This window comes from Isoptericola sp. Y581 (genome assembly GCF_059445475.1).
Window position 1 is genome coordinate 52,953 of the sequence record NZ_JCAIUK010000008.1, and the last position, 19,949, is coordinate 72,901.

Annotated in this window: 17 protein-coding genes and 1 pseudogene; 11 read left to right on the forward strand and 7 right to left on the reverse strand. The window is 74.2% G+C overall.

What is annotated here, in order from left to right; translation table 11 throughout:
* Positions 1–5: 5 nt before the first annotated feature.
* The 3 genes from glmS (at position 6) to AC1C2W_RS15760 (ending at position 2,980) form a co-directional block, all read left to right on the forward strand.
* Positions 6–1,856, forward strand: coding sequence for a glutamine--fructose-6-phosphate transaminase (isomerizing) (glmS, locus tag AC1C2W_RS15750; RefSeq protein WP_495390463.1), 1,851 nt, complete (start codon positions 6–8; stop codon positions 1,854–1,856).
* A gap of 290 nt (positions 1,857–2,146) precedes the next feature.
* On the forward strand, positions 2,147–2,506 hold the full coding sequence (locus AC1C2W_RS15755) for an AAA family ATPase (RefSeq protein ID WP_495413631.1): 360 nt from the start codon (positions 2,147–2,149) through the stop codon (positions 2,504–2,506).
* A 12-nt stretch (positions 2,507–2,518) separates the two neighbouring features.
* Entirely contained in the window at positions 2,519–2,980 is a 462-nt protein-coding gene (locus AC1C2W_RS15760; RefSeq protein ID WP_495413632.1) for a DUF4143 domain-containing protein, read from the forward strand.
* A 55-nt stretch (positions 2,981–3,035) separates the two neighbouring features.
* Here AC1C2W_RS15760 and AC1C2W_RS15765 read toward each other — a convergent pair whose 3' ends face one another.
* On the reverse strand, positions 3,036–3,620 hold the full coding sequence (locus tag AC1C2W_RS15765; protein ID WP_495413633.1) for a hypothetical protein: 585 nt from the start codon (positions 3,618–3,620) through the stop codon (positions 3,036–3,038).
* 104 nt (positions 3,621–3,724) lie between these two features.
* Positions 3,725–4,522 carry an alpha/beta fold hydrolase gene (locus AC1C2W_RS15770; RefSeq protein ID WP_495413634.1) on the reverse strand — a complete coding sequence of 266 codons (798 nt, stop codon included), beginning with the start codon at positions 4,520–4,522 and terminating at the stop codon, positions 3,725–3,727.
* A gap of 84 nt (positions 4,523–4,606) precedes the next feature.
* Here AC1C2W_RS15770 and AC1C2W_RS15775 point away from each other — a divergent pair, with 84 nt between their 5' ends.
* The gene (locus tag AC1C2W_RS15775) at positions 4,607–5,908 is read left to right on the forward strand and encodes an MFS transporter (RefSeq protein WP_495413635.1); all 1,302 of its coding nucleotides are present in this window, start codon (positions 4,607–4,609) and stop codon (positions 5,906–5,908) included.
* A 5-nt stretch (positions 5,909–5,913) separates the two neighbouring features.
* Here the strand turns inward: AC1C2W_RS15775 and AC1C2W_RS15780 are convergent, their stop codons facing one another.
* Complete coding sequence (locus tag AC1C2W_RS15780; protein ID WP_495413636.1) at positions 5,914–7,644, reverse strand: HNH endonuclease signature motif containing protein; 1,731 nt, start codon at positions 7,642–7,644, stop codon at positions 5,914–5,916.
* Between the two features lie 266 nt (positions 7,645–7,910).
* On the opposite strand from AC1C2W_RS15780, the gene AC1C2W_RS15785 reads away from it, so the two are divergent.
* Positions 7,911–9,050 carry an MFS transporter gene (locus tag AC1C2W_RS15785; RefSeq protein ID WP_495413637.1) on the forward strand — a complete coding sequence of 380 codons (1,140 nt, stop codon included), beginning with the start codon at positions 7,911–7,913 and terminating at the stop codon, positions 9,048–9,050.
* 24 nt (positions 9,051–9,074) lie between these two features.
* On the opposite strand, the gene AC1C2W_RS15790 is transcribed toward AC1C2W_RS15785, so the two are convergent.
* The gene (locus AC1C2W_RS15790) at positions 9,075–9,935 is read right to left on the reverse strand and encodes a hypothetical protein (protein WP_495413638.1); all 861 of its coding nucleotides are present in this window, start codon (positions 9,933–9,935) and stop codon (positions 9,075–9,077) included.
* Between the two features lie 96 nt (positions 9,936–10,031).
* Between AC1C2W_RS15790 and AC1C2W_RS15795 the strand changes: the two genes are divergently transcribed.
* Together AC1C2W_RS15795 and AC1C2W_RS15800 are read left to right on the forward strand one after the other, a co-directional pair.
* Positions 10,032–10,253 carry a hypothetical protein gene (locus AC1C2W_RS15795; RefSeq protein WP_495413639.1) on the forward strand — a complete coding sequence of 74 codons (222 nt, stop codon included), beginning with the start codon at positions 10,032–10,034 and terminating at the stop codon, positions 10,251–10,253.
* 68 nt (positions 10,254–10,321) lie between these two features.
* Positions 10,322–10,420: pseudogene (locus tag AC1C2W_RS15800) on the forward strand (oxidoreductase dimerization domain-containing protein); the annotation flags it as partial.
* 106 nt (positions 10,421–10,526) lie between these two features.
* Here the strand turns inward: AC1C2W_RS15800 and nhaA are convergent.
* Entirely contained in the window at positions 10,527–12,350 is a 1,824-nt protein-coding gene (gene nhaA, locus AC1C2W_RS15805; RefSeq protein WP_495413640.1) for a Na+/H+ antiporter NhaA, read from the reverse strand.
* Positions 12,351–12,603: 253 nt separating this feature from the next.
* Here nhaA and rpmG point away from each other — a divergent pair, with 253 nt between their 5' ends.
* The 3 genes from rpmG (at position 12,604) to AC1C2W_RS15820 (ending at position 14,546) form a co-directional block, all read left to right on the forward strand.
* On the forward strand, positions 12,604–12,771 hold the full coding sequence (gene rpmG / locus AC1C2W_RS15810) for a 50S ribosomal protein L33 (protein WP_495390474.1): 168 nt from the start codon (positions 12,604–12,606) through the stop codon (positions 12,769–12,771).
* Positions 12,768–13,049: a type B 50S ribosomal protein L31 gene (locus AC1C2W_RS15815; protein WP_495390706.1), complete on the forward strand. Its 282-nt coding sequence runs from the start codon at positions 12,768–12,770 to the stop codon at positions 13,047–13,049. The genes rpmG and AC1C2W_RS15815 overlap by 4 nt, the downstream gene beginning before the upstream one ends.
* A 168-nt stretch (positions 13,050–13,217) precedes the next feature.
* A complete protein-coding gene (locus AC1C2W_RS15820; protein WP_495413641.1) occupies positions 13,218–14,546 on the forward strand; it encodes a glycoside hydrolase family 125 protein in 1,329 nt (442 codons plus the stop codon).
* A gap of 211 nt (positions 14,547–14,757) precedes the next feature.
* On the opposite strand, the gene AC1C2W_RS15825 is transcribed toward AC1C2W_RS15820, so the two are convergent.
* Positions 14,758–15,867, reverse strand: coding sequence for a GntR family transcriptional regulator (locus AC1C2W_RS15825; protein WP_495413642.1), 1,110 nt, complete (start codon positions 15,865–15,867; stop codon positions 14,758–14,760).
* Between the two features lie 183 nt (positions 15,868–16,050).
* Here AC1C2W_RS15825 and AC1C2W_RS15830 point away from each other — a divergent pair, with 183 nt between their 5' ends.
* On the forward strand, positions 16,051–18,627 hold the full coding sequence (locus tag AC1C2W_RS15830; protein ID WP_495413643.1) for a family 78 glycoside hydrolase catalytic domain: 2,577 nt from the start codon (positions 16,051–16,053) through the stop codon (positions 18,625–18,627).
* Positions 18,628–18,715: 88 nt separating this feature from the next.
* Here the strand turns inward: AC1C2W_RS15830 and AC1C2W_RS15835 are convergent, their stop codons facing one another.
* Positions 18,716–19,909 carry an alpha/beta hydrolase-fold protein gene (locus AC1C2W_RS15835; protein ID WP_495413644.1) on the reverse strand — a complete coding sequence of 398 codons (1,194 nt, stop codon included), beginning with the start codon at positions 19,907–19,909 and terminating at the stop codon, positions 18,716–18,718.
* Positions 19,910–19,949 lie beyond the last annotated feature (40 nt).

Sequence of the window (19,949 nt, forward strand, 5' to 3'; positions counted from 1 at the left end):
GTCCCATGTGCGGAATCGTCGGCTACGTCGGCCCCCAGCAGGCAGCACCCGTCCTCGTCGAGGGCCTCACGCGACTGGAGTACCGCGGCTACGACTCGGCGGGCATCGCCGTGCTCAACCCGCGCTCGACGGCGCACCCGTCGCGCGTCGTGCGGGCCAAGGGCCGCGTGCGCGAGCTTGAGGCCGCCCTCCCGGCACGGCTGGCCGGCACCACCGGCATCGGGCACACGCGGTGGGCCACGCACGGCGTGCCCAGCGAGGCCAACGCCCACCCGCACACGTCGTTCGACGGGCGCGTGCACGTGGTGCACAACGGGATCATCGACAACTTCGCGGTGCTGCGCTCGCGGCTCGCGGGCGAGGGCGTGGAGCTCGCGTCCGACACCGACACCGAGGTCGTGGCGCACCTGGTGGCGCGCGAGCTCGCCGGTCAGGACGGTCACGGCCTCGGCTTCGAGGACGCCGTGCGCGCCGCCGTCGCGCAGATCGACGGTACCTACGCCCTCGCGGTGCTCGACGTCGAGAACCCCGACCGCGTCGTCGTGGCGCGCAACGGCTCGCCGTTGCTGCTCGGCGTGGGTGACGGCGAGATGTTCGTGGCGTCCGACGCCTCGGCGATCGTGCGGCACACCAGCCAGGTGGTGCTGCTCGACGACGGCGACTTCGCCTCCGTGACGTCCGACGGCTTCCGCACCTTCACCGCCGACGAGGAGCACACCGCGCGCTCGGCCGTCACCATCGACCTCACCGTCGAGGAGCTGGAGCTGGACGGGCACGCGCACTTCATGCACAAGGAGATCCACGAGCAGCCCGAGTCCGTGAAGCGGATGCTCTCGGGGCGCCTGGACGACCGGTTCGGCACCGCCAAGCTCGACGGTCTCAATCTCGACCCCCGCGAGATGCGTCGCTTCACGCGCGTGAAGGTCCTCGGCTGCGGCTCCGCGTACTACGTGGGGCAGCTCGGGGCGTCGATGATCGAGGACCTGGCCCGTATCCCCGCGGACGCCGAGCCGGCGAGCGAGTTCCGCTACCGCAACCCGATCATCGAGCCGAGCACCCTCTACGTGGTGGTGAGCCAGTCCGGCGAGACCGCGGACACCCTCTTCGCCGTCCGCGAGATCCAGCGCAAGGGCGGCACCGTCGTCGGGCTCGTCAACGCCGTCGGGTCGTCCATCGCCCGCGAGGTCGACGGCGGGGTCTACCTGCACGCCGGCCCGGAGATCGCCGTCGCCTCCACCAAGGCGCTCACGCACATGTCGGTCGGCTTCGCGCTGCTGGCGCTCGCCCTCGGCCGCGTGCACGACCTGTCCCACGCCGACGGCAAGCGGATCATCGCCGGGCTGCGCGCCATCCCGGGGCAGATCGCGCAGATCCTCGCCGACGAGGAAGACCTCGCGACCGCCGCCAAGGAGCTCGCGCCGTCGCCGAGCCTGTTCTTCATCGGCCGGGTGCGCGGCTACCCCGTCGCCCGCGAGGGCGCGCAGAAGTTCAAGGAGATCACCTACCGCCACGCCGAGGCGTACCCGACGAGCGAGCTCAAGCACGGCCCGCTCGCCCTCATCAGCCCCGAGCTGCCGACGGTCGCCATCGTCCCCGACGACGACCTCCTGGAGCGCAACATCACCGCCGCGCAGGAGATCCGCGCCCGCGGGGGAGTCGTCGTCGCGATCACCCACCCCGGCGTCGAGCTGGGCGACGCCGTCACCCGGCGCATCGAGGTGCCGCGCAACGAGGTGGAGCTCGACCCGATCCTGCTGACGATCCCCACCCAGCTGCTCGGCTACCACGCGGCCGTCGCCCTCGGCGAGGACGTGGACCGGCCGCGCAACCTGGCGAAGTCGGTCACCGTCGAGTGACGACCGCTGGTCGAGCCTGTCGAAACCGGGACGACCGCTGGTTGAGCCTGTCGAAACCGGGACGACCGCTGGTTGAGCCTGTCGAAACCCGGATCTCGACAGGCTCGACCGCCGGTTCGCGGTGCGCACGCCGCTCCCGGCGAGGCCGGCCCGGGTCAAGTTCCGTTCGCGGGACGGGTTCCGCTCGGCGCCAAGGGGTGCAAATGAAGCAGCAGTTGTTACCTCTGCACGCGATTCCTCGGATCGCGCAAGATCTCGTCCGACGTCGTCTCGAATCGACGCCCTCCGTCGTGCTCCTGGGGCCCCGCCAGGCCGACGCCGATGCCTACCTCCGCTCGCAGGCGCCGAGGCTCGCAGTGCTCGAGGAGGTCCAGCGGGTACCGGCGCTGACGGAGACCTTGCGAGGGGTGATCGACGACAACCGGAGGTCCGGCTTCCGTGCCGGGCAGTTCCTCCTGCTCGGTTCGGCGGCGCTCGACCTGCTCCAGCTCTCGTCCGAGAGCCTCGCGGGCCGCGTCTCATTCGTGGGGCTGGGTGGCGTCAACGTCGACGAGGCGCACGCTGCGGGAATCGACCCTGATGCCCTCTGGGTTCGTGGGGGATTCCCGGACTCGCTCACGGCGACGGACGACGCCGCGTCCCTGCAGTAGCGGTACGACCTCGTGCGCTCGTACCTGGAGTGGGACGTGCCGATGTTCGCCCCGCGGATCCCTGCCACGACGCTCCGACGACTGTGGACGATGCTCGCGCACTCGAGCGGCGGACAGCTCAACGCCAGCGCGCTCGCCCAGAGTCTCGGCGTCAGTGGCCCCACGGTCACCCGGTACGTGGATCTGCTCGTCGACCTCGGTCTGGTCCGGCGCCTTCAGCCCTGGCACGCCAACATCGGGAAGCGGGTGACGAGGTCCCCCAAGGTGCATGTCAGGGACAGCGGGCTGTTGCACGCGCTGCTCGACATCAACTCGCACGACGCCCTGCTGGGTCATCCGGTCGCGGGGGCCAGCTACGAGAGCTTCGTGGTCGAATGCTTGATCGATGCGGTCGGCGACCGGTACCAGCCGTTTCACGACGTCCACCCGGGGGAGGACGAGTACTCGGCTCGTGGGCCGTTGTCATCGGCCTGAGGCGCCTCGTCGAACAGCTGCGCGTTTCCTGAGCGTCGACACGGATCGGGGCGGGTCAGGCGGGGTCGGGCTGGTCCTCGATCTTCACGTCGGAGAGCTCGGGCGTGAAGGCGAAGAGCGCGCCGTCGACCGTCCCCACCCACCAGCCGTCGCAGTCGAACGTGGCGTCCTGCTCCTGCCCGGCGGTCCACCAGCCGGCCTTGAGCGTGGAGTCGGTGCGGTAGTCCTCGGGCTTCAGGTCGCCGCGGGTGGGCTCGGCGGCGAGAGGGTGGGCGTCGTCCACCGGCCGGCACGTGTCGGGCAGCTCGGTCAGATCGGCGTCCATGGTGAGGATGACCTCGTCGCCCGTGGTGCGGAAGACGCCGCGGACGTCGGACGCGCCGTCGGGCACCCACGCGGGCAGGCCCGCGTCGTCCTTGCCGTCCTTGCCGCTGTCGTACGTGAAGGCCCTGGTGTGCCCGGCGTTCCGCTCGCTCAAAGCCTGGGTGATGCCCGCGCAGGCGCTGGTGGAGATGATGACGCCGGCCGCGAGGGCCAGCAGGCCGACGGCGCGGTAGCGGCGCTCGGGGGTGGTGGTGAGGGGCGTGGTCTCGTTGCTGGTCTCGATGCTGGGCTCGGTGCTGCTCTGCTGCTGCGTCATGCCGACGACGCTACGAACCCGCAGGTCACGCCGTCGTCGGCCCGTGAGCGGAACCTGCCGCCCCGCGCGTACGACCGGGGGAGGAGGACGAACTCAGGGGTGGCTCAGGGTTTCGCCGGGGTCGCGACGCCGTCGAGGAACCCGCGCACGAGCGGCGTGGCCAGCGCCTCGCCCTCGTGGAAGTAGGCGTGCCTCAGCCCGGGCAGCACCTCGACGAGGGCTCCCGGGATCCGCTCGCCGAGCAGGCTCGCGTTGGCCGCGGGCGCCAGCACGTCGTCCGCCCCGTGCAGCACGAGCGTGGGCGCCAGGACGTCGGGCAGGTGGCGCCAGGCGTCGTGACCCTGGCTGGCGCGCAGGTGGTCGCGCCGGGCCTGCGGCGTCATCGACGGGTCGCCCTCGACGGTCGTCGGGCCGGGGTGGTCGGCCAGCCACGCCGGGGTGTACATGAGCTCCAGCAGGGCGCGGCGGGCGGCCCGGCGGTCCGGCTGCGCCACCGAGCGGCGCACGTCGAGGGACCGCTCGACGGCGTGCTCGCCGCCGGGGGTCGTGCAGCCCAGCACGAGCCGGTCGAGCCGGTGCGCGTGGTCGATCGCGAACCACTGCGCGACCCGCCCGCCCATCGACGTCCCGTACACGTCGGCACGCTCGAGACGCAGGTCGTCGAGGACGGCGGCGACGTCGCCCGCGAGGCGCCGCGTGGTGAGCGCGGGGTCGGTGGGCGCCGAGTCGCCCGTGCCGCGCCAGTCGAGGGTGACGGTGCGCCGGCCGGTGCCGAGCCCGTCGCGGACCGGGTCCCACCAGCGGTGCGAGTTCGCCTGCCCGGCGAGCAGCACCAGCGCGGGGCCCTCTCCCCGCACCTGATAGGCGATCGATGCGGAGTCGTCGGCGATCGCGTGCGGCATGGTGCCCACCCTAGGGACGCCGGCAGCTAGGCTCCCTCGGGCACCCTCGACGGCCCGCGTCGAGCGACGCCCAGGAGGCCGACGATGGTCCCGCCCGAGGAGCCGACCGCCCGTGCGGCCGCCCGCATCTCCGCCGACGACGACGCGCGTCGCGCCCTGCAGCGGCGGACGCTGACGGTCGTCGTGGTGAGCCAGGTGCTCGGCGGCGCGGGGCTGGCCGCCGGGATCACCGTGGGCGCGCTGCTCGCGCGGCAGATGCTGGGCAGCGACAGTCTCGCCGGGCTGCCCACGGCCCTGTTCACGCTGGGTTCGGCGCTCGCGGCGTACCTCGTCGGCCGCGTGACCCAGCGCGCGGGGCGCCGCGTCGGGCTGGGCCTGGGCTTCGCCGCCGGCGGCCTGGGGGCGATCGGGGTGGTCGCGGCGGCCGCGCTCGACGCGGTGCCGCTGCTGTTCGTCGCGCTCTTCGTCTACGGCGCCGGCACGTCGACCAACCTGCAGGCCCGGTACGCGGGCACGGACCTGGCGGCGCCGGACCGGCGGGCCACCGCGGTCAGCGTCGCGATGGTCTCCACCACCCTGGGGGCGGTCGCGGGGCCGAACCTCGTCGCGCCCCTTGGCGGGCTGGCGACGTCGCTCGGCCTGCCGGCGCTGGCCGGGCCGTTCCTGCTCGCGGCCGTCGCCTTCGGATCGGCCGGGGCCGCCCTGTTCGTCTTCCTGCGGCCCGACCCGTTCCTCGTCGCCCAGGAGCTCGCGCGGGCCGAGCGCCTCGCGGCGCCCGGCCCTGCGGCGTCGGCCGCCCCGGGCGAGGCGCGGGGCGGGGTGCCCGCGGGTGTGGTGGTCGGCGCGGCGGTGATGGTGCTGACCCAGGTCGCGATGGTCGCGATCATGACGATGACGCCGGTGCACATGAGCCTGCACGGGCACGGCCTCAGCGAAGTCGGCCTCGTGATCGGCATCCACGTCGCCGCGATGTTCCTGCCCTCGCTCGTCACCGGCATGCTCGTGGACCGCCTGGGCCGGGTGCCGATGGCGGCGGCCTCGGGCGTGACCCTGCTGCTCGCGGGGATCACGGGTGCCCTCGCCCCCGCGGACTCGCTCGGCCTGCTGATCCTGGCGCTCGCACTGCTCGGCCTGGGGTGGAACTTCGGGGTCATCGCCGGGACGGCGCTCATCGTCGACGCGACCTCCCCGGAGACGCGCGCACGCACCCAGGGCTCGGTCGACGTGCTCATCGCGCTGGCCGGGGCGGGCGGTGGCGCCGCGTCGGGGGTGGTCATGGCGGGCACGAGCTACGCGACGCTCGCCCTCGGCGGCGGGATCCTGTCGCTGCTGCTCGTCCCCGTGCTGCTCCTCGCGAGGTCGCGCGGCCGCGCCGCGACGGCCTGACGCGGTCAGGGCGGGGGGTCCTCGTCGTCGAGCCGCTTCCGTACGAGACCGGGGTCCTCGGGGCGCGCGGCCGCCTGGGGTGGTCGGATGTACGGGTGGCCGGTGGGGGCGACCCACCTGGTGACTCCGGTCGCGGGATCCCGGGTGACACGCCATCCGCCGATCGTCTTGGCCCGATGATGGGTGCGACAGAGGGCGTGCAGGTTCTCGCCGCGGGTCTGCGGCCCGTCGCCCATGGGGTCGAACGGTTCGACGTGGTCGAGGTCGCAGCCCGTGGCCGGAACGCGGCAGCCGGGGAACGTGCAGGTCACGTCGCGCGCGACGACGGCCGCCCGGAGCGCCGCGCTCGGCCGGTACGCGTGCGAGGACGTGTCGGTGAGGACGCCAGTGCCGGGATCGGTGAAGACCCGCTGCCAGACGGCGTCCGGGTCGCCGGCGATCGCCCGGGCCATCCCCGCCGGGATCGGGCCGTACCGGTCGAGCGATGCCGGGAGGTCGTCCGCACCCAGCAGCGTCGATGCCGCGATGCTCACGCGCACGCCGGCCCCGCGCGACACTCGGCTCGTCGTCGCTGCTCGGCCCCTCGCCACCCCTTGATCCGCGATGGGCTCCCGGCCTGTCGTCTGCGCCGGGCCGGCGTCGTCGTGCGGGCCGGTGGCGACGCGGCCACCGAGCATGCCGGCGAATGCGTCGGCGCGGCACTCGTCGAGCCTGCGCTCCTCGCCGGGGCCGCGTCGCATCGCGAACGCGACCTCGTCGACGGCCGCGAAGGCGCGCGCCGCGTCGTCCGCGGGCAGGTAGGCCGTCAGATAGGCCATCGCGTCGTCGACGGGTTCGAGCCGCACGAACCTCTCTCGCCGGGCGGACTCGTGCCGTTCGTCGGCACCGTCCGGGTCGACCTCGATCTCCGCGCGCCGCATACGGGCGCGGATCTGGGACGCGGTCAGGTGCTCGACGTCCGGCAACAGCTCACGGACGGCAACCCGGCGCAGATCGTCGGGCAGCCGCCCGGCGGAGACGAGCACCTCCGCCTTGCGCCGGTCCACCAGCCCGCCGGCCAGGGCGTCCGCGACCTCGGGCAGGCGGGCCGCCCCGTGGGCCACGGTGACGTGCGATTCCGCGGCGCGCCGCGACAGGCCGAGCCGCGCGGCGACGCCGTCGGCGACGAACTCATGACCCGAGGTGTTCCGGGTGCGCTCCAGCAGCTCCGACAGGGCCCGCGCGGAGCCGGCCTGTGCCCACGAGGCGACCCGCTCCCACGCGGCCAGCACCTCGACCACGGTGTGGTCGTCCAGGTCGGCGAGCTCCAGCGACGCCAACCGCTCCGCGAGCCGGAGGCCGGGCTCCCCGCCGAGCTCCGCGATCAGCTCGCGCCCCGGGTCGGATGGCGCGAGCGACTCCTCCGTGACGCCCTCGTCCGTGACGCCCTCGGGCTCCCGGGCGAGGACGAACGAACCGTCCAGATACCTGCACGCCGCCGGCCCGGCCGACGGTGCCAGCCCAGCCGACGACGCTGGCCCGGCGCCGTCGTGCGCGGCGACCGCCAGGGCCCGCAACGCGCGACCGGCATCGAGGATCCGCCCGAGCACGCTCTCGACCGCCGACCCCGCGCCCGGCATCGGCGCGACAAGCCCGGGCGCCGGCGCGGCCACGGTGGCGGTGCCGCCCGAGCCGGCAGCACCACGGCGCCGGGTGACAGCGGGGTCGCCCGGGCTACGGGAATCGACATCGAACATGTGTTCGATTCTACCGCCGCCGAGCGGCCTCGACAAGACCTTGCGGCAGCCGTGCTCGACCCGCTGCGACGCCCGAGACTGCCGGTGTGGGCCGGCTGCTAGGGTCGCCGGCGTGAGTCCCGAGGCTTCCAGACGCTGACCGCAGGTCGGGCCGCACCCGCATGGGTGCCGTGCTCCCTGCGTCCGTCGACCCACTCACCCGAGCACCCGCGCCGCGACGCCCTCGCGCGCCCGCCTCCGCGCTGCTCCGACGTCTGGAAGCGCCCATGCCCGTCATCGTCAGAATCCTCGCCCTCGCGGCCTTCGCGCAGGGCACCAGCGAGTTCATGCTCGCCGGTCTGCTCGTCGACATCTCGTCCGACCTCGGGGTCACCCTCGCCACGACCGGCGCCCTCACCTCCGCCTATGCCGCGGGGATGGTCCTCGGCGCGCCCCTGATGGCGGTCGCCGCCGCCCGGGTGCGCCCCGGACCGACCCTCCTGGCGTTCCTTGCCCTCTTCGCCGCCGCACACGTGGCCGGGGCGCTCACCTCGTCGTTCGCCGTGCTGCTCGCCACGCGCGTCGTGGCCGCGTTCGCCAACGCAGGGTTCCTCGCCGTCGCGCTGTCGACCATGCGCCTCCTGGTGCCGCCGGAGGCGACCACGCGTGCCGTCGCGGTCCTGCTCTCCGGTACCACGATCGCGACCGTCGCCGGCGCCCCGGCCGGGGCGCTCGTCGCGCAGGCGCTCGGCTGGCGGGCCACGTTCGCGGCGGTCGCCGCCCTGTGCGTGCCGGCCATGGCCGCCCTCGCGCTGCACCGTTCGCCCGCCGCCGGGCGGGCGCCCCTCCGGTTCGAGCCGGGCGCGGAGCTGCGCGCGCTCCGGCACCCGACGATCGTGCGCGCGGTGGTGCTGGCGGTGCTCGTCAACGCGGCCACGTTCGGCGCCTTCACGTACCTGGCCGTGATCGGTGCGGGGGCGGGCCTCACCGGTGTCGGCGTGCCGCTCCTCCTTGCGGGGTTCGGCGTCGGCGCCTTCTTCGGGGTCAGCGCCACGGGACGGTGGGCGGCACGACAGGAGTGGCGGTGGGTCGTGGTGGGCTGCGCCCTGCTCATCGTCGTGTGGGCGGCCTTCGCCCTCGCCGCCGCACTGCCGTGGGTGGTCGCGGCCCTGCCCGTCGTGGCCGGGGCGGTCTCGTTCGCGGTCGGGTCGTGCCTGGTGGGCCAGATCGTGCGCGAGGCTGCCGGCGCGCCCGTCCTGGGCGGCTCCGCCGCGACTGCGGCACTCAACCTCGGAGCGCTCGCCGGCCCGCTGGTCGCCGGCGCCGCACTGGGCGTCGGCGGTCCCACGGCCGTGCTCTGGTGCGCGGCGGCGCTCTGCGCGCTCGCGGCGCCCGTGGCGGTCGGCGGGGTCGGCGGGGGTCGCTGACACGACTCGGGCCGAACGCCCCGGTCAGGACTCCGGCTCGACGGGGCCGTCCTCGCCGGCAACCAGCTCGCCGCAGCTGGTCGCCTGCGCCGTGACGACGACCGGGTCGTCGGGGCCCGCGTCGCTCGTCACGGTCGACTCCTGGCCGTTCGACGCCGTCATGGCGCCGTCGTCCAGGTCCACGAACGTGCGCGTCACCGCGAACGCCTCGCCGTCGGCCGAGGTGGCGTTCAGCCCTGCGAGGTGCAGCGCTCCGTCGACCTCGGTGCAGCCGACGCCCGTGCCGTTGCCGGTGAACCCCTTGTCGAAGGTGTATGCGCCGCCCGCGAGGCTCTGGGTCGCGGCGAGATCGCAGTCGGACGCGGTGAACAGCAGCACCTCGCGGCCGGTGTCGACCAGCGCGACCGGGGCCGTACCGTCTCCCGCGGCGACGACGTTCACGACGGCAGACGCGCGCTGCGGGCCCGCCGAGTCGATCGCGACGGAGAACGTGGCGCCCGAGGCGGTGGTCATCCCGAACCGCCGGTCGGCCCCGCCGGTCAGCCACGCCGTGTCGGGCTCTCCGTCGCCGTCGATGTCCACCACCTCGTGGGTGTCCGCGCCCTCCGGCGTGCCGTCGTCGGTGGCGTCGCAGCCGGCGGCGCCCGTGGTGCTCGGAGTGGGCTCCGCCGCGTCCTGCGACGGCGTCGCGGTGGGAGACGGCGCGGTGGGAGACGTCGCGGTGGGGGACGGCGACGCGGCCGGTGCAACGCCGTCGTCGCTCCGGACGACCAGCCAGGCGACGACCGCGACGACCACCACCGCCACGAGGACGACCACCCGCCAGGCCCAAGGGTTGCCGGGTGCGGGTGCGGGTGCGGGGGTCGGGGTATCGGGAGTGCTCATGTTCCCCAGGCAATCACTGTCAGGCAGGGTCGTGCACCCCGTGCTACCTGGCGTGCAGGGATCGGATCTCGTCGGCGAGCTCGGGGGCCGGGCCGCGTGTCGGTACGCCCCGGGGCGACGTCGCCCACGGGGCGCGCGCTCACCGGGCCGGGCGCGGCGCCCCACTCCCGCAGCCACCCGGTGAGCTGCGCGGTGCTCGACGCGTACACGATCGGGCCGATGCCCACACAGGCGTGCGCGGCGCTGCACATCGGGCAGTGCTCGCCGGAGGTGCACACGACGGCGGCACCCGGTCCACCGGACGGCCGGTCCGGGTAGCCGTGCGGCAGGTGGCCGAGATGGCGACGGTGCCCCGGGCCAGGATCGTGCACGACACCCGCGGCCTGATGAAGGCGTTCGTCGACGCCGAGACGGACGAGGTGCTCGGCGTGACGATGCTCAGCCACGACGCGCACGAGACGATCAACACCCTGGCCTTCGCCATGCGCCATGCGCCATGGCGTCACGGCCATGCAGCTGCGCGACGAGGTCTCCACCCACCCGTCGATGACCGAGGCCCTCAACGACCTCTTCGCCCACCTGGCCTGACCGTCACGACCGACGTCGCGCGGCCGGGTCGTCCTCGTGCGCCTCGAGCGCGGCGATGAGGGTCCGCGCGTCGTGCGGGCCGCGGTGCCGCACGCCGTCCAGGAAGAACGTGGGAGTGCCCCGGGCCCCGCTCGCGCTGGCGCTGTCCTCGTCTTCGCGGACCCGGGCGTGCAGGACCCTGTCGCCCATGTCGGCGTCGAACCGCTCGAGGTCGAGGCCGATCTGGGCGGCGTGCTCGCGCAGGTCGTCGGGCTCCAGGCGGGACTGGTGCGAGAACAGCTGGTCGTGCATCTCCCAGAACCGGCCCTGCCGGTCCGCCGCCTCCGCCGCGACGGCCGCCAGGTAGGCGTGCGGGTGCACGTCCTCGAGCGGCAGCTGGCGCACCACGTACCGCACGCGGTCGCCGAAGTGGGCGCCCAGCTCGGCGCCCATGCCGGTGGTGCGGGCGCAGAACGGGCACTCGAAGTCGAGGTACTCGACCACGGTGTGCGCGGCGTCCGCGTCGCCCATCACGTGGTCGCGCTCGGCGTCGATGGGCGGGGTGAGCGTGACCGGCAGGTCGGCGCTGGCCTCGCCGTAGCGCACGCGTGCCACCGTGAAGATCGCCCACCCGAGCACGGTGGAGACGACCATCGCGATGAGCACGCCGACCGTGGCCGCCTGCGCGTCCGCCGGGTCGTCGAACGCGAGGTTCACCACGAGCAGCGACACCGTGAACCCGATGCCGGACAGCGCGGCCCCGCCCATGACGCTGCCGGGCCCCACGCCGTCGGGCAGCGTGCCCAGTCGGGCGCGCAACGCCCCCCACGTGCCCAGGGTGACGCCCACGAGCTTGCCCACCACCAGTCCCGCGACCACGCCCCAGGTGACGACGGAGCCGAGCGCCGCGCCGAGGGCGCCGCCCCGCAGGTCGATCCCCGCGTTGGCGAGGGCGAAGACCGGGACGACGACGAGCGACACCGGGCCGCGCAGCACCTCGTGCAGGCGGTGGTTCACCGAGATGGAGCGGGCGAGGCCCACCTGCACGCTGCGGGCGACGCTCGCGCTGGGCGACTGCCAGTAGTTCCGGAACAGGCTCTTGGCCTGCAGGACGTCGGAACGGCGCGTCGCGATCGCGGGCACCAGCAGGCCCGCGAGCATCCCCGCGATCGACGGGTGCACGCCTGCCTGCACGGTGGCCCCCCACAGGACCACGACCACCAGCACGTACGGCGCGCTGCGCCACTCCCTCATGCGGCCCAGCAGCCACAGCACGCCGAGGCAGGCCGCGGCGACCACCAGCGGTGCGATGCGCACGTCCTCGGAGTAGACGACGCCGATGATGCCGACGGCGAGGAAGTCGTCCACCACCGACACGGTGAGCAGGAAGACGCGCAGCTGGCTCGACATCGTCGGGCCGACGAGGGCGAGCACGCCGAGCAGGAAGGCGGTGTCGGTGCCGACGACGACGCCCCAGCCGCCCGGGTCCTCGTGGCCGGCGACGGCGAGGAAGACGAGCGCCGGCACGACCACGCCGAGGGTGCCCGCCACGAGCGGCACCAGCCGCTGGCTGCGCTGCCGCAGCGACCCGATCGCCAGCTCCTGGCGCACCTCGAGGCCGACGACGAAGAAGAACAGCACCATGAGCCCGTCGTTCACCCAGTGGTGCAGGTCCATGTCAAAACGCAGGACGCCGACGTCTACCTGGATCGGCAGCGCCCAGAGGCTCTCGTACGCCCCGGACAGCGGCGAGTTCGCCCAGAGCACCGCGAGCAGCGTCACGGCGACCAGCAGCAGCGCGGCGCCGGACTCCGTGCGCAGGCGCTCTCGCAGCGCGAGTCCTGGCATGCACGTCTCCCGTCAGTGGTGGATGGCGGGTCCGCGAGGAGCCTACGTCGGCACCGACCCGTGGGCTCGAGGGAAGAGGTCTCCGGGGACCGCGCCGGGGGAACACCCGTCTGGCGGATCGTGTTCCCGGGGCAGGTGGCGATACCTCGCCGCCTGGCCGGGGTCGTCGGGAATCAGGAGCACCTGCGGTGGGTTAGGGAGAGAGCGGCAGTTGAGAACGGTTCTCAGTTCTGCCACGTGAGGAGAACGTCTGATGGCCACCCGCACCGCACTGCGCCCGATCATCAAGCTTCGCTCGACGGCGGGCACGGGCTTCACCTACGTCACCCGCAAGAACCGCCGCAACGATCCCGACCGCGTCGTCCTGCGCAAGTTCGACCCGGTCGTCCGCCAGCACGTCGATTTTCGTGAGGAGCGCTGATGAAGAACATCCACCCCACCTACGGTCCCGTCGTCTTTCGGGACACCAGCTCGGGCACCGCGTTCCTGACGCGCTCGACGCTGGCCGGCGACGCGCCCTCCGGCCCGGGCCACCCCACCCGCGAGATCGAGTGGGAGGACGGCCGCACCTACCCGGTGGTCGACGTCGAGATCTCGAGCGCCAGCCACCCGTTCTGGACCGGGGCCTCGCGCGTCGTGGACACCGAGGGCCGCGTCGAGAAGTTCCGCCGACGCTACGGGCAGCAGGCCGCTCGATGACGCCTCGCTGGCATGTGGCCGCGCCCCTCCTGACCGCCGCACTCCGGGGCGTTCCGGAGGGGCGCGGTCGTTCTCACCCGGTCGATTCCCGCCCGGTCGTTCCTGCGCGCGTCTCGCTCCTGGTATGTTCCACGTATTAGATATACCTAAACGATGGAGCATTTCCCGATGGAGCTGAGTACCACCGCCCTGCTTGACGACCGCGTGCTGGACGACGTGACCGCGCGCGTCGCCGACGCGTTCGACGCCCCGACCGCCGAGATCTTCGCGGAGGCGCTCCGGCGCACCCTGCGTGACGCGGTGACGCTCGAGCCGGACGGCACCGCGTTCGTCCTCACAGGCGACATCCCGGCGATGTGGCTCCGCGACTCCGCGGCCCAGATGCGGCCGTACCTGGCGCTCCTCGGCCTGGACCCGCAGCTGGGGGGCACCGCCGCCGCCCTCGTGCGCCGGCAGAGCCGGCAGATCCTCCAGGACCCCTACGCCAACGCGTTCAACCGGGGGCCCGACGGCGCCGGCCACCAGGCCGACGACACGGCGATGACGCCCGGGGTGTGGGAGCGCAAGTACGAGGTCGACTCGCTCGCGTTCCCGCTCCAGCTCGCGCACCAGCTCTGGCTCGGCACCGGGCGCACCGACCACCTCGACGAGGCGTTCCGCGATGCGGCGGACCTCGTCGTCGCCACGCTCCGCACCGAGCAGGACCACGACGCCCGGTCCACGTACCGGTTCCAGCGGGCCGACTGCGTCCCGAGCGACACCCTGGAGCGCGACGGGCAGGGGTCGCCCGTGGGCGTCACCGGGATGACGTGGAGCGCCTTCCGCCCCAGCGACGACGCGTGCGCCTACCACTACAACGTGCCCGGCAACCTGTTCGCCGCCGCGGCCCTGCACGACCTCGCGGAGCTCGCCCGCGGGCCGCTGGACGACCTGGCGCTCGCCGCCCGGGCCGACGACCTCGCGACCGATCTCGACGCGGCCACCCGCCGGCACGGCGTCGTGGACCACGCCGAGCACGGCCCCGTCCTTGCCTACGAGGTCGACGGGCTCGGCAACCACCTGCTCATGGACGACGCGAACATGCCGAGCCTGCTCTCGCTGCCGCTCACCGGCGGCATCGCCCTCGACGACCCCCTCTACGTCGCCACCCGCGCGTTCGTGCTCGGCGACGACAACCCGACGTACGTGCGCGGCGCCACCGGCGACGGCCTCGGCAGCCCGCACACGCCCCCGCGCTACGTGTGGCCCATCGCGGCCGCCGTCCGCGGGCTGACCTCGACCGACGTCGCCGAGAAGCGCGCCGTCGTCGCGACCCTGTGCGCCGTGAACGCGACGCGCGGGCGCATGTGCGAGGCGTATCACGTGGACCACCCCGAGCAGTTCACGAGGGAGTGGTTCAGCTGGGCGGACTCGATGTTCTGCGAGCTCGTGCTCGACGTCGTCGGGTACCCCGTTCCCGGGGCTCCCGGGACGGAAGTGTTACGGCACGTCGCATAGGCGGCGTGCGGATCGGCGAAGGAGGCGATCTGAACCATGACGGTGACGACGGCGGCAACGGCGCCGCCGGGCCGGGAGGCGGCATCCGCACCCCCGGCCCAGGTACGACGCAGACCCGCGAAGCAGTGGCGGATCCAGGAGCGATGGGCGCGCCGTCCTGGACCGAGCCCGGGACTGAGCGACCCCGCGAGGTAGTTCCAGATCCCCCGAACTACCTCGCGGGGGCCGGGCCGGTGGAGCCGCCCTCGACGATGCGCACGGGGATGGTGTCCTGCGCGAGGTCGCCCGGCTCCGCCAGCTGCCGCTCGATGAGCTCGAAGGCGCGGGTGCCGATGGCGTGCTGGTCCTGCTCCACGTGGGTGAACGGGATGGCGGCGTCGACGAACTCCGGCGGCGCGTCGAAGCAGATGATCGACAGGTCTTCGGGCACCGGCCGGCCGAGCCGCTGCGCGGCCTGCAGCACGAGGCGCGCCGAGTGGTACTCCGTCACGACGCACGCCGTGAGGTGGGGGCGGGCGTCGAGGAACGTCACGAGCCGGTCGACGTCGTCGTCGGGCGTGGTGCGCGAGCCGGGGACCACGGAGCGGACGTCGGAGAACACCTGGGCCTCCTCGAGCCGGACCTGGTGCGCGGCGTGGGCGGCGACGACGCCGCGGCGGCGCTCCTCGAGGGACGAGACCGAGCTGGGGGACTCGACGAGGGCGATCTCGGTGTGCCCGAGGTCGAACAGGTACTCGGCGGCGAGCCGGCCGCCCGTGACGTTGTCCGAGGTCACGGTGCTGACGGGGACGCCCTTGAGGGTGCGGTCGACGATGACGATCGGGAAGCTCCGGCCGACGAGCGTGGCGACGGTCGGGGGGAAGAACTGCGACGACGAGGGCAGCAGCACCAGGCCGTCGATCCCGCGGGCCAGCTGCTCCTCGATGAGGCGTTCCTCGAGCTCAGCGTCGCCGCGCGAGGTGGCCACCACGACGTGCGCCCGCTGGGTGGACGCCTGGAGGATGCCGCCGAGCAGGTGCGAGCCGAACGCGTCGTCGAAGCCCGGCACGATGTACCCGACGAGGGGGAGGCCGGAGGACGGGGCGTCCCCGCCGTCGTCGTCCGGGGCGGCGGAGACCACGATCGTGCCGATCCGCGGGCGGCGGGTCACGAAGCCCTCGTCGCGCAGCATGTCGAGGGCACGCTTGATCGTGATCGCGCTGACGGAGAACTCCTCGATGAGCTCGGCCTGCGTGGGCAGCCGGTCACCGACCGTCAGGTCCCCGTCGACGATGCGCGCGCGCAGCGCCGCGTGCACCTGGGCGTACAGCGCGTCGGTCAAGCCAGCTCCCGAGATCAGGCCGGACGGATCAGGCCGAATGATTATGGTCCGGCTCCATTGTGAGGCACGGCGGCCCGACGGGAACCTTGGTCGGCTCCGCACCCCTCTGATACGTTTCAATTCACCCGTCGACGGGTGCTATATGTCCCCGATGGCGGGTTTGTCCCGCAAGGAGGCGCAACGATGCGCATCGAACGGCTCGTGGCGGAGTACGGCGCTCCCGACCTGGGTGTCGGCACGGCCGCTCCCCGGCTGTCGTGGACGCGCAGCGGAGGAGACGGCGACCAGAGCGCGTACGAGCTGCGCCTGCAGACCGCCGCAGGCGACCCCGAGGTGGTCGCCGGCGCGGGGCCCGAGCAGGTGCTCGTCGCCTGGCCCTTCCGGGGCCTGCGCTCGCGGGAGCGGGTCGAGGTCCAGGTGCGCGCCCGTGCGGACGACGCGTGGTCGGCGTGGAGCGAGCCCCTCGTGATCGAGGCCGGCCTGCTGGCGCCGGAGGACGTCGAGGCGCGATTCATCAGCCCGCGGGACGTCGGCGGGCTCGACGGCGGCGCGGTGGTGCTGGCGCGCGACCTCGAGCTGGACGGCACGGTGGCGAGCGCCCGCCTGTACGTCACGGCACACGGCGTCTACGACGCGTGGATCGGCGACCGCCGCGTGGGCGACCACCAGCTCGACCCGGGCTGGACGGCGTACGACTCGCGGCTGCGCTACCAGACCTTCGACGTGACCGAGCACCTGCGGGCGGGGGCGACGCGGATCGCCGTCGGCCTGGGCAACGGCTGGTACCGCGGGCAGCTGACGTGGTCCCTGCAGCGCGACTCGTACGGCGACCGGCTCGGCCTCCTGGCCCAGCTGGAGATCACCTACACGGACGGCCGTCGGCAGACGGTCGTCACCGACGAGCGGTGGCGGGCCGGCGCGACCGGCGTGCTCGCGGACGACCTGTACGACGGCCAGACGACGGACCTGCGGGTCCCGCTCGCGCCCGACGCCCGCGCGGACGGCCCGGTCGACGTGCTCGACGCCGACACCGGCCGCCTCGTCGCGCCGACGGGACCGCCGGTACGCGAGGTCGCGACGGTGCCGGGGCGTGAGGTGCTCACCTCGCCGAGCGGCGCGCAGATCGTCGACTTCGGCCAGAACGTGGTCGGCTGGGTGCGCCTGCGCGTGACGGGGGAGGCCGGCGCCACGGTCACCCTGCGGCACGCCGAGGTGCTCGAGGACGGCGAGCTGGGCGTGCGCCCGCTGCGCGACGCGAAGGCGACGGACACCTACGTCCTCGCCGGCGGGGAGCAGGTGCTCGAGCCGCGGTACACGTTCCACGGCTTCCGGTACGCGGAGGTCACGGGCGCCGAGGTGGCCGCCCAGGACGCGGAGGCCGTGGTGGTCAGCTCCGACCTGCGCCGCACCGGCTGGTTCGAGTGCTCCGAGCCGGACGTGAACCGCCTGCACGAGAACGTCGTATGGGGGATGCGCGGCAACTTCGTCGACGTGCCCACCGACTGCCCGCAGCGGGACGAGCGGCTCGGGTGGACGGGCGACATCCAGGTGTTCGCGCCGACGGCCAGCTTCCTGTTCGACGTCGGCGGGTTCCTCGGCTCGTGGCTGCAGGACCTCGCGGCCGACCAGCACGCCGACGGCGGCGTGCCGATGACCGTGCCGGACGTGGTGCACGAGAACGTCAGCGGGTCGCGGCCCGGGGACGAGGGCCAGACGCCGGGGGCGGGCTGGGCCGACGCCGCCGTGCACGTGCCGTGGACGCTGTACGAGCGCTACGGCGACGTCGGCGTGCTGGAGCGCCAGTACGACTCGATGCGGGCCTGGGTGGACAAGGAGCACGCCCTGGCCGGCGACACCCTGCTCTGGGACACGGGCTTCCAGTTCGGGGACTGGCTGGACCCGGACGCGCCGCCGCACGACGCGGCCGCCGCCAAGGCCGACCCGGCCGTCGTCGCGACGGCCTACCTGGCGCGCAGCGCCCGTCTGCTGTCCCGCACGGCCGAGGTGCTCGGGCACGAGGCCGACGCCCGGCGGTACGGGCAGCTGTCCGACGACGTCGCGCACGCCTTCCGCGAGGCGTACGTGGGGGCGGACGGCACGGTCCGCAGCGACTGCCAGACCGTGTACGCGCTGGCGATCGTGTGGGGCCTGCTGGCCACCGACGAGCAGCGGCGGGGCGCGGGGGATCGGCTGGCCACGCTGGTCCGGGAGGCCGACTTCCACGTCAGCACGGGGTTCCTCGGCACCCCGGTGATCCTGGACGCCCTGTGCGAGGCCGGGTACCCCGAGCTCGCGCACGCGATGCTGCTGACCCGCACCAACCCGTCGTGGCTGTACCCGGTCAGCATGGGCGCCACCACGATCTGGGAGCGCTGGGACTCGATGCTGCCGGACGGGACGATCAACCTGGGCGACATGACGTCGTTCAACCACTACGCGTACGGCGCCGTCGCCGACTGGCTGCACCGGCGGGTGGCCGGGCTCGCCCCCGCCGCGCCCGGCTACCGGGAGGTCACGGTGCGGCCGCTCGTGACGGGTCAGCTCGACCACGCGTCGGCCGGCTTCGACAGCCCGTACGGGCCGGTCGGCGTCACGTGGCGGCTCGACGGCGGCCGGTTCGAGCTCGAGCTCGACGTGCCGCCCGGGGTCACGGCGCACCTGGACCTGCCGCTGGACGAGCCGGCCCGCAGCGTCGGGCCCGGGAAGCACCACGTGGCCGGCGACCTCGTCCCGGTGGGGAGCCCGCTGCCCGCGCGCTGACGGCCGCGCACCGGCGTCCCGGCGGCGGCGGACACCCGCACCGCCTCGTCCGGGTGTCGACGCGCAGCAGCTCCGGGGCCGTGCGTGCTCAGGGCCTGAGCAGCTCGGCCGCGGCCTCGACGGTGCGCGGCACCCACCACGCCCAGTCGTGCCCGCCGGTGACCACCTGGCAGGTGACGTCCGCGCCGCGGACGGCGAGCTCACGGCCGAGCGCCTCGGCGGCGGCGGGCCCCTCGTACCGGCCCACCTGGAGGCGCAGTCGCACGCGGGCCGCGGCATCGGCCAGCGGCTCGACGAGCGCCCTGTCGGGGTAGCGCCAGAGCGACGGCGACTGGGCGACGGCGCCGCCGACGACGTCGGGGTAGCGGGCCACGACGAACAGCGCCGACAGCGCGCCGAGGCTCGACCCGGCGACGACGGTGCGGCGGGGGTCGGCGTCCACGCGCCGGCCGCCGACGCCCACGGCCCGCAGGCGCGGCACGAGGCGCTCGCCGACCCAGCGGGCCACGCCTCCCGGCACACCGAGCGCCGCGGCCCGGTCGGGTCCCGAGCCGACCATCACGACGGTGACGGGCGGGAGGGCGCCCGCGGCCACGGCGTCCGCGAGCACCCGGGCCGTGCCGAGCCGCTCGGCGTGCGCCTCGCCGTCGAGCAGCACGAGCAGCGGGAGAGGCTCGGCGGGCCGGTCGTGATAGTCAGGCGCCCACCACCACGCACGCGGCTCGTCGCCAGGATCCGAGCCGACGATGGGCAGCCGCGCCGGCACGGCGGTTGTGTCGCCGAAGCCGCCCAGCCAGGGCCGGTCGCCAGCACCGGGCAGCCGCACCACCGAGCCGGGCATGCCGCGTCCGGCGTCGTGCCCCTGCCCGACGGCCGGGTCGGGGATGCCGCGCGTGCCGGGGTCGCGCAGGCCGCGCGACCACCACCCGGGCTCGTCGTCGCCTTCGTGCACGAGGAAGCGGTAGCTCGCCTCCCAGTCGTCGGGGACGTCGAAGGTGCCGTGCCACCACCCGCCGGGCGCGCGCACCAGGTCGCAGGCGTCATCGCGCTGCGGCAGCCACCACCCGCTCGCGGCGAGCGCGACCGCACGCGCGCCGGGGGCGTGCACGCGGAACGTCACGTGCGCCCGCCCGCCGGGCCGCAGCGCGACCGCGGGGCCCGGCCGGCCCGCGGGCACGGGCTCGGCGACGCGCTCGACCGTCACGGTGTCGCGGCCGGCGGGCCGGGGCAAAGGCGTCCAGCGGTCCCAGCTGGTCGCTGTCCCAGCGATTGTCCTGGTCATCCGATCATTCTCACCCTCAGACCTGCACCACGAGCGGGTC

What these genes read in the sequence shown, in the direction of transcription:
- AC1C2W_RS15785 (WP_495413637.1), top strand. Translation starts at nt 7,911, where the DNA reads ATGCCCGTCATCGTCAGAATCCTCGCCCTCGCGGCCTTCGCGCAGGGC.
- AC1C2W_RS15835 (WP_495413644.1), bottom strand. Translation starts at nt 19,909, where the DNA reads ATGACCAGGACAATCGCTGGGACAGCGACCAGCTGGGACCGCTGGACG.
- rpmG (WP_495390474.1), top strand. Translation starts at nt 12,604, where the DNA reads ATGGCCACCCGCACCGCACTGCGCCCGATCATCAAGCTTCGCTCGACG.
- AC1C2W_RS15780 (WP_495413636.1), bottom strand. Translation starts at nt 7,644, where the DNA reads ATGTTCGATGTCGATTCCCGTAGCCCGGGCGACCCCGCTGTCACCCGG.
- AC1C2W_RS15775 (WP_495413635.1), top strand. Translation starts at nt 4,607, where the DNA reads ATGGTCCCGCCCGAGGAGCCGACCGCCCGTGCGGCCGCCCGCATCTCC.
- AC1C2W_RS15765 (WP_495413633.1), bottom strand. Translation starts at nt 3,620, where the DNA reads ATGACGCAGCAGCAGAGCAGCACCGAGCCCAGCATCGAGACCAGCAAC.
- nhaA (WP_495413640.1), bottom strand. Translation starts at nt 12,350, where the DNA reads ATGCCAGGACTCGCGCTGCGAGAGCGCCTGCGCACGGAGTCCGGCGCC.
- AC1C2W_RS15770 (WP_495413634.1), bottom strand. Translation starts at nt 4,522, where the DNA reads ATGCCGCACGCGATCGCCGACGACTCCGCATCGATCGCCTATCAGGTG.
- AC1C2W_RS15830 (WP_495413643.1), top strand. Translation starts at nt 16,051, where the DNA reads ATGCGCATCGAACGGCTCGTGGCGGAGTACGGCGCTCCCGACCTGGGT.
- glmS (WP_495390463.1), top strand. Translation starts at nt 6, where the DNA reads ATGTGCGGAATCGTCGGCTACGTCGGCCCCCAGCAGGCAGCACCCGTC.
- AC1C2W_RS15790 (WP_495413638.1), bottom strand. Translation starts at nt 9,935, where the DNA reads ATGAGCACTCCCGATACCCCGACCCCCGCACCCGCACCCGCACCCGGC.
- AC1C2W_RS15820 (WP_495413641.1), top strand. Translation starts at nt 13,218, where the DNA reads ATGGAGCTGAGTACCACCGCCCTGCTTGACGACCGCGTGCTGGACGAC.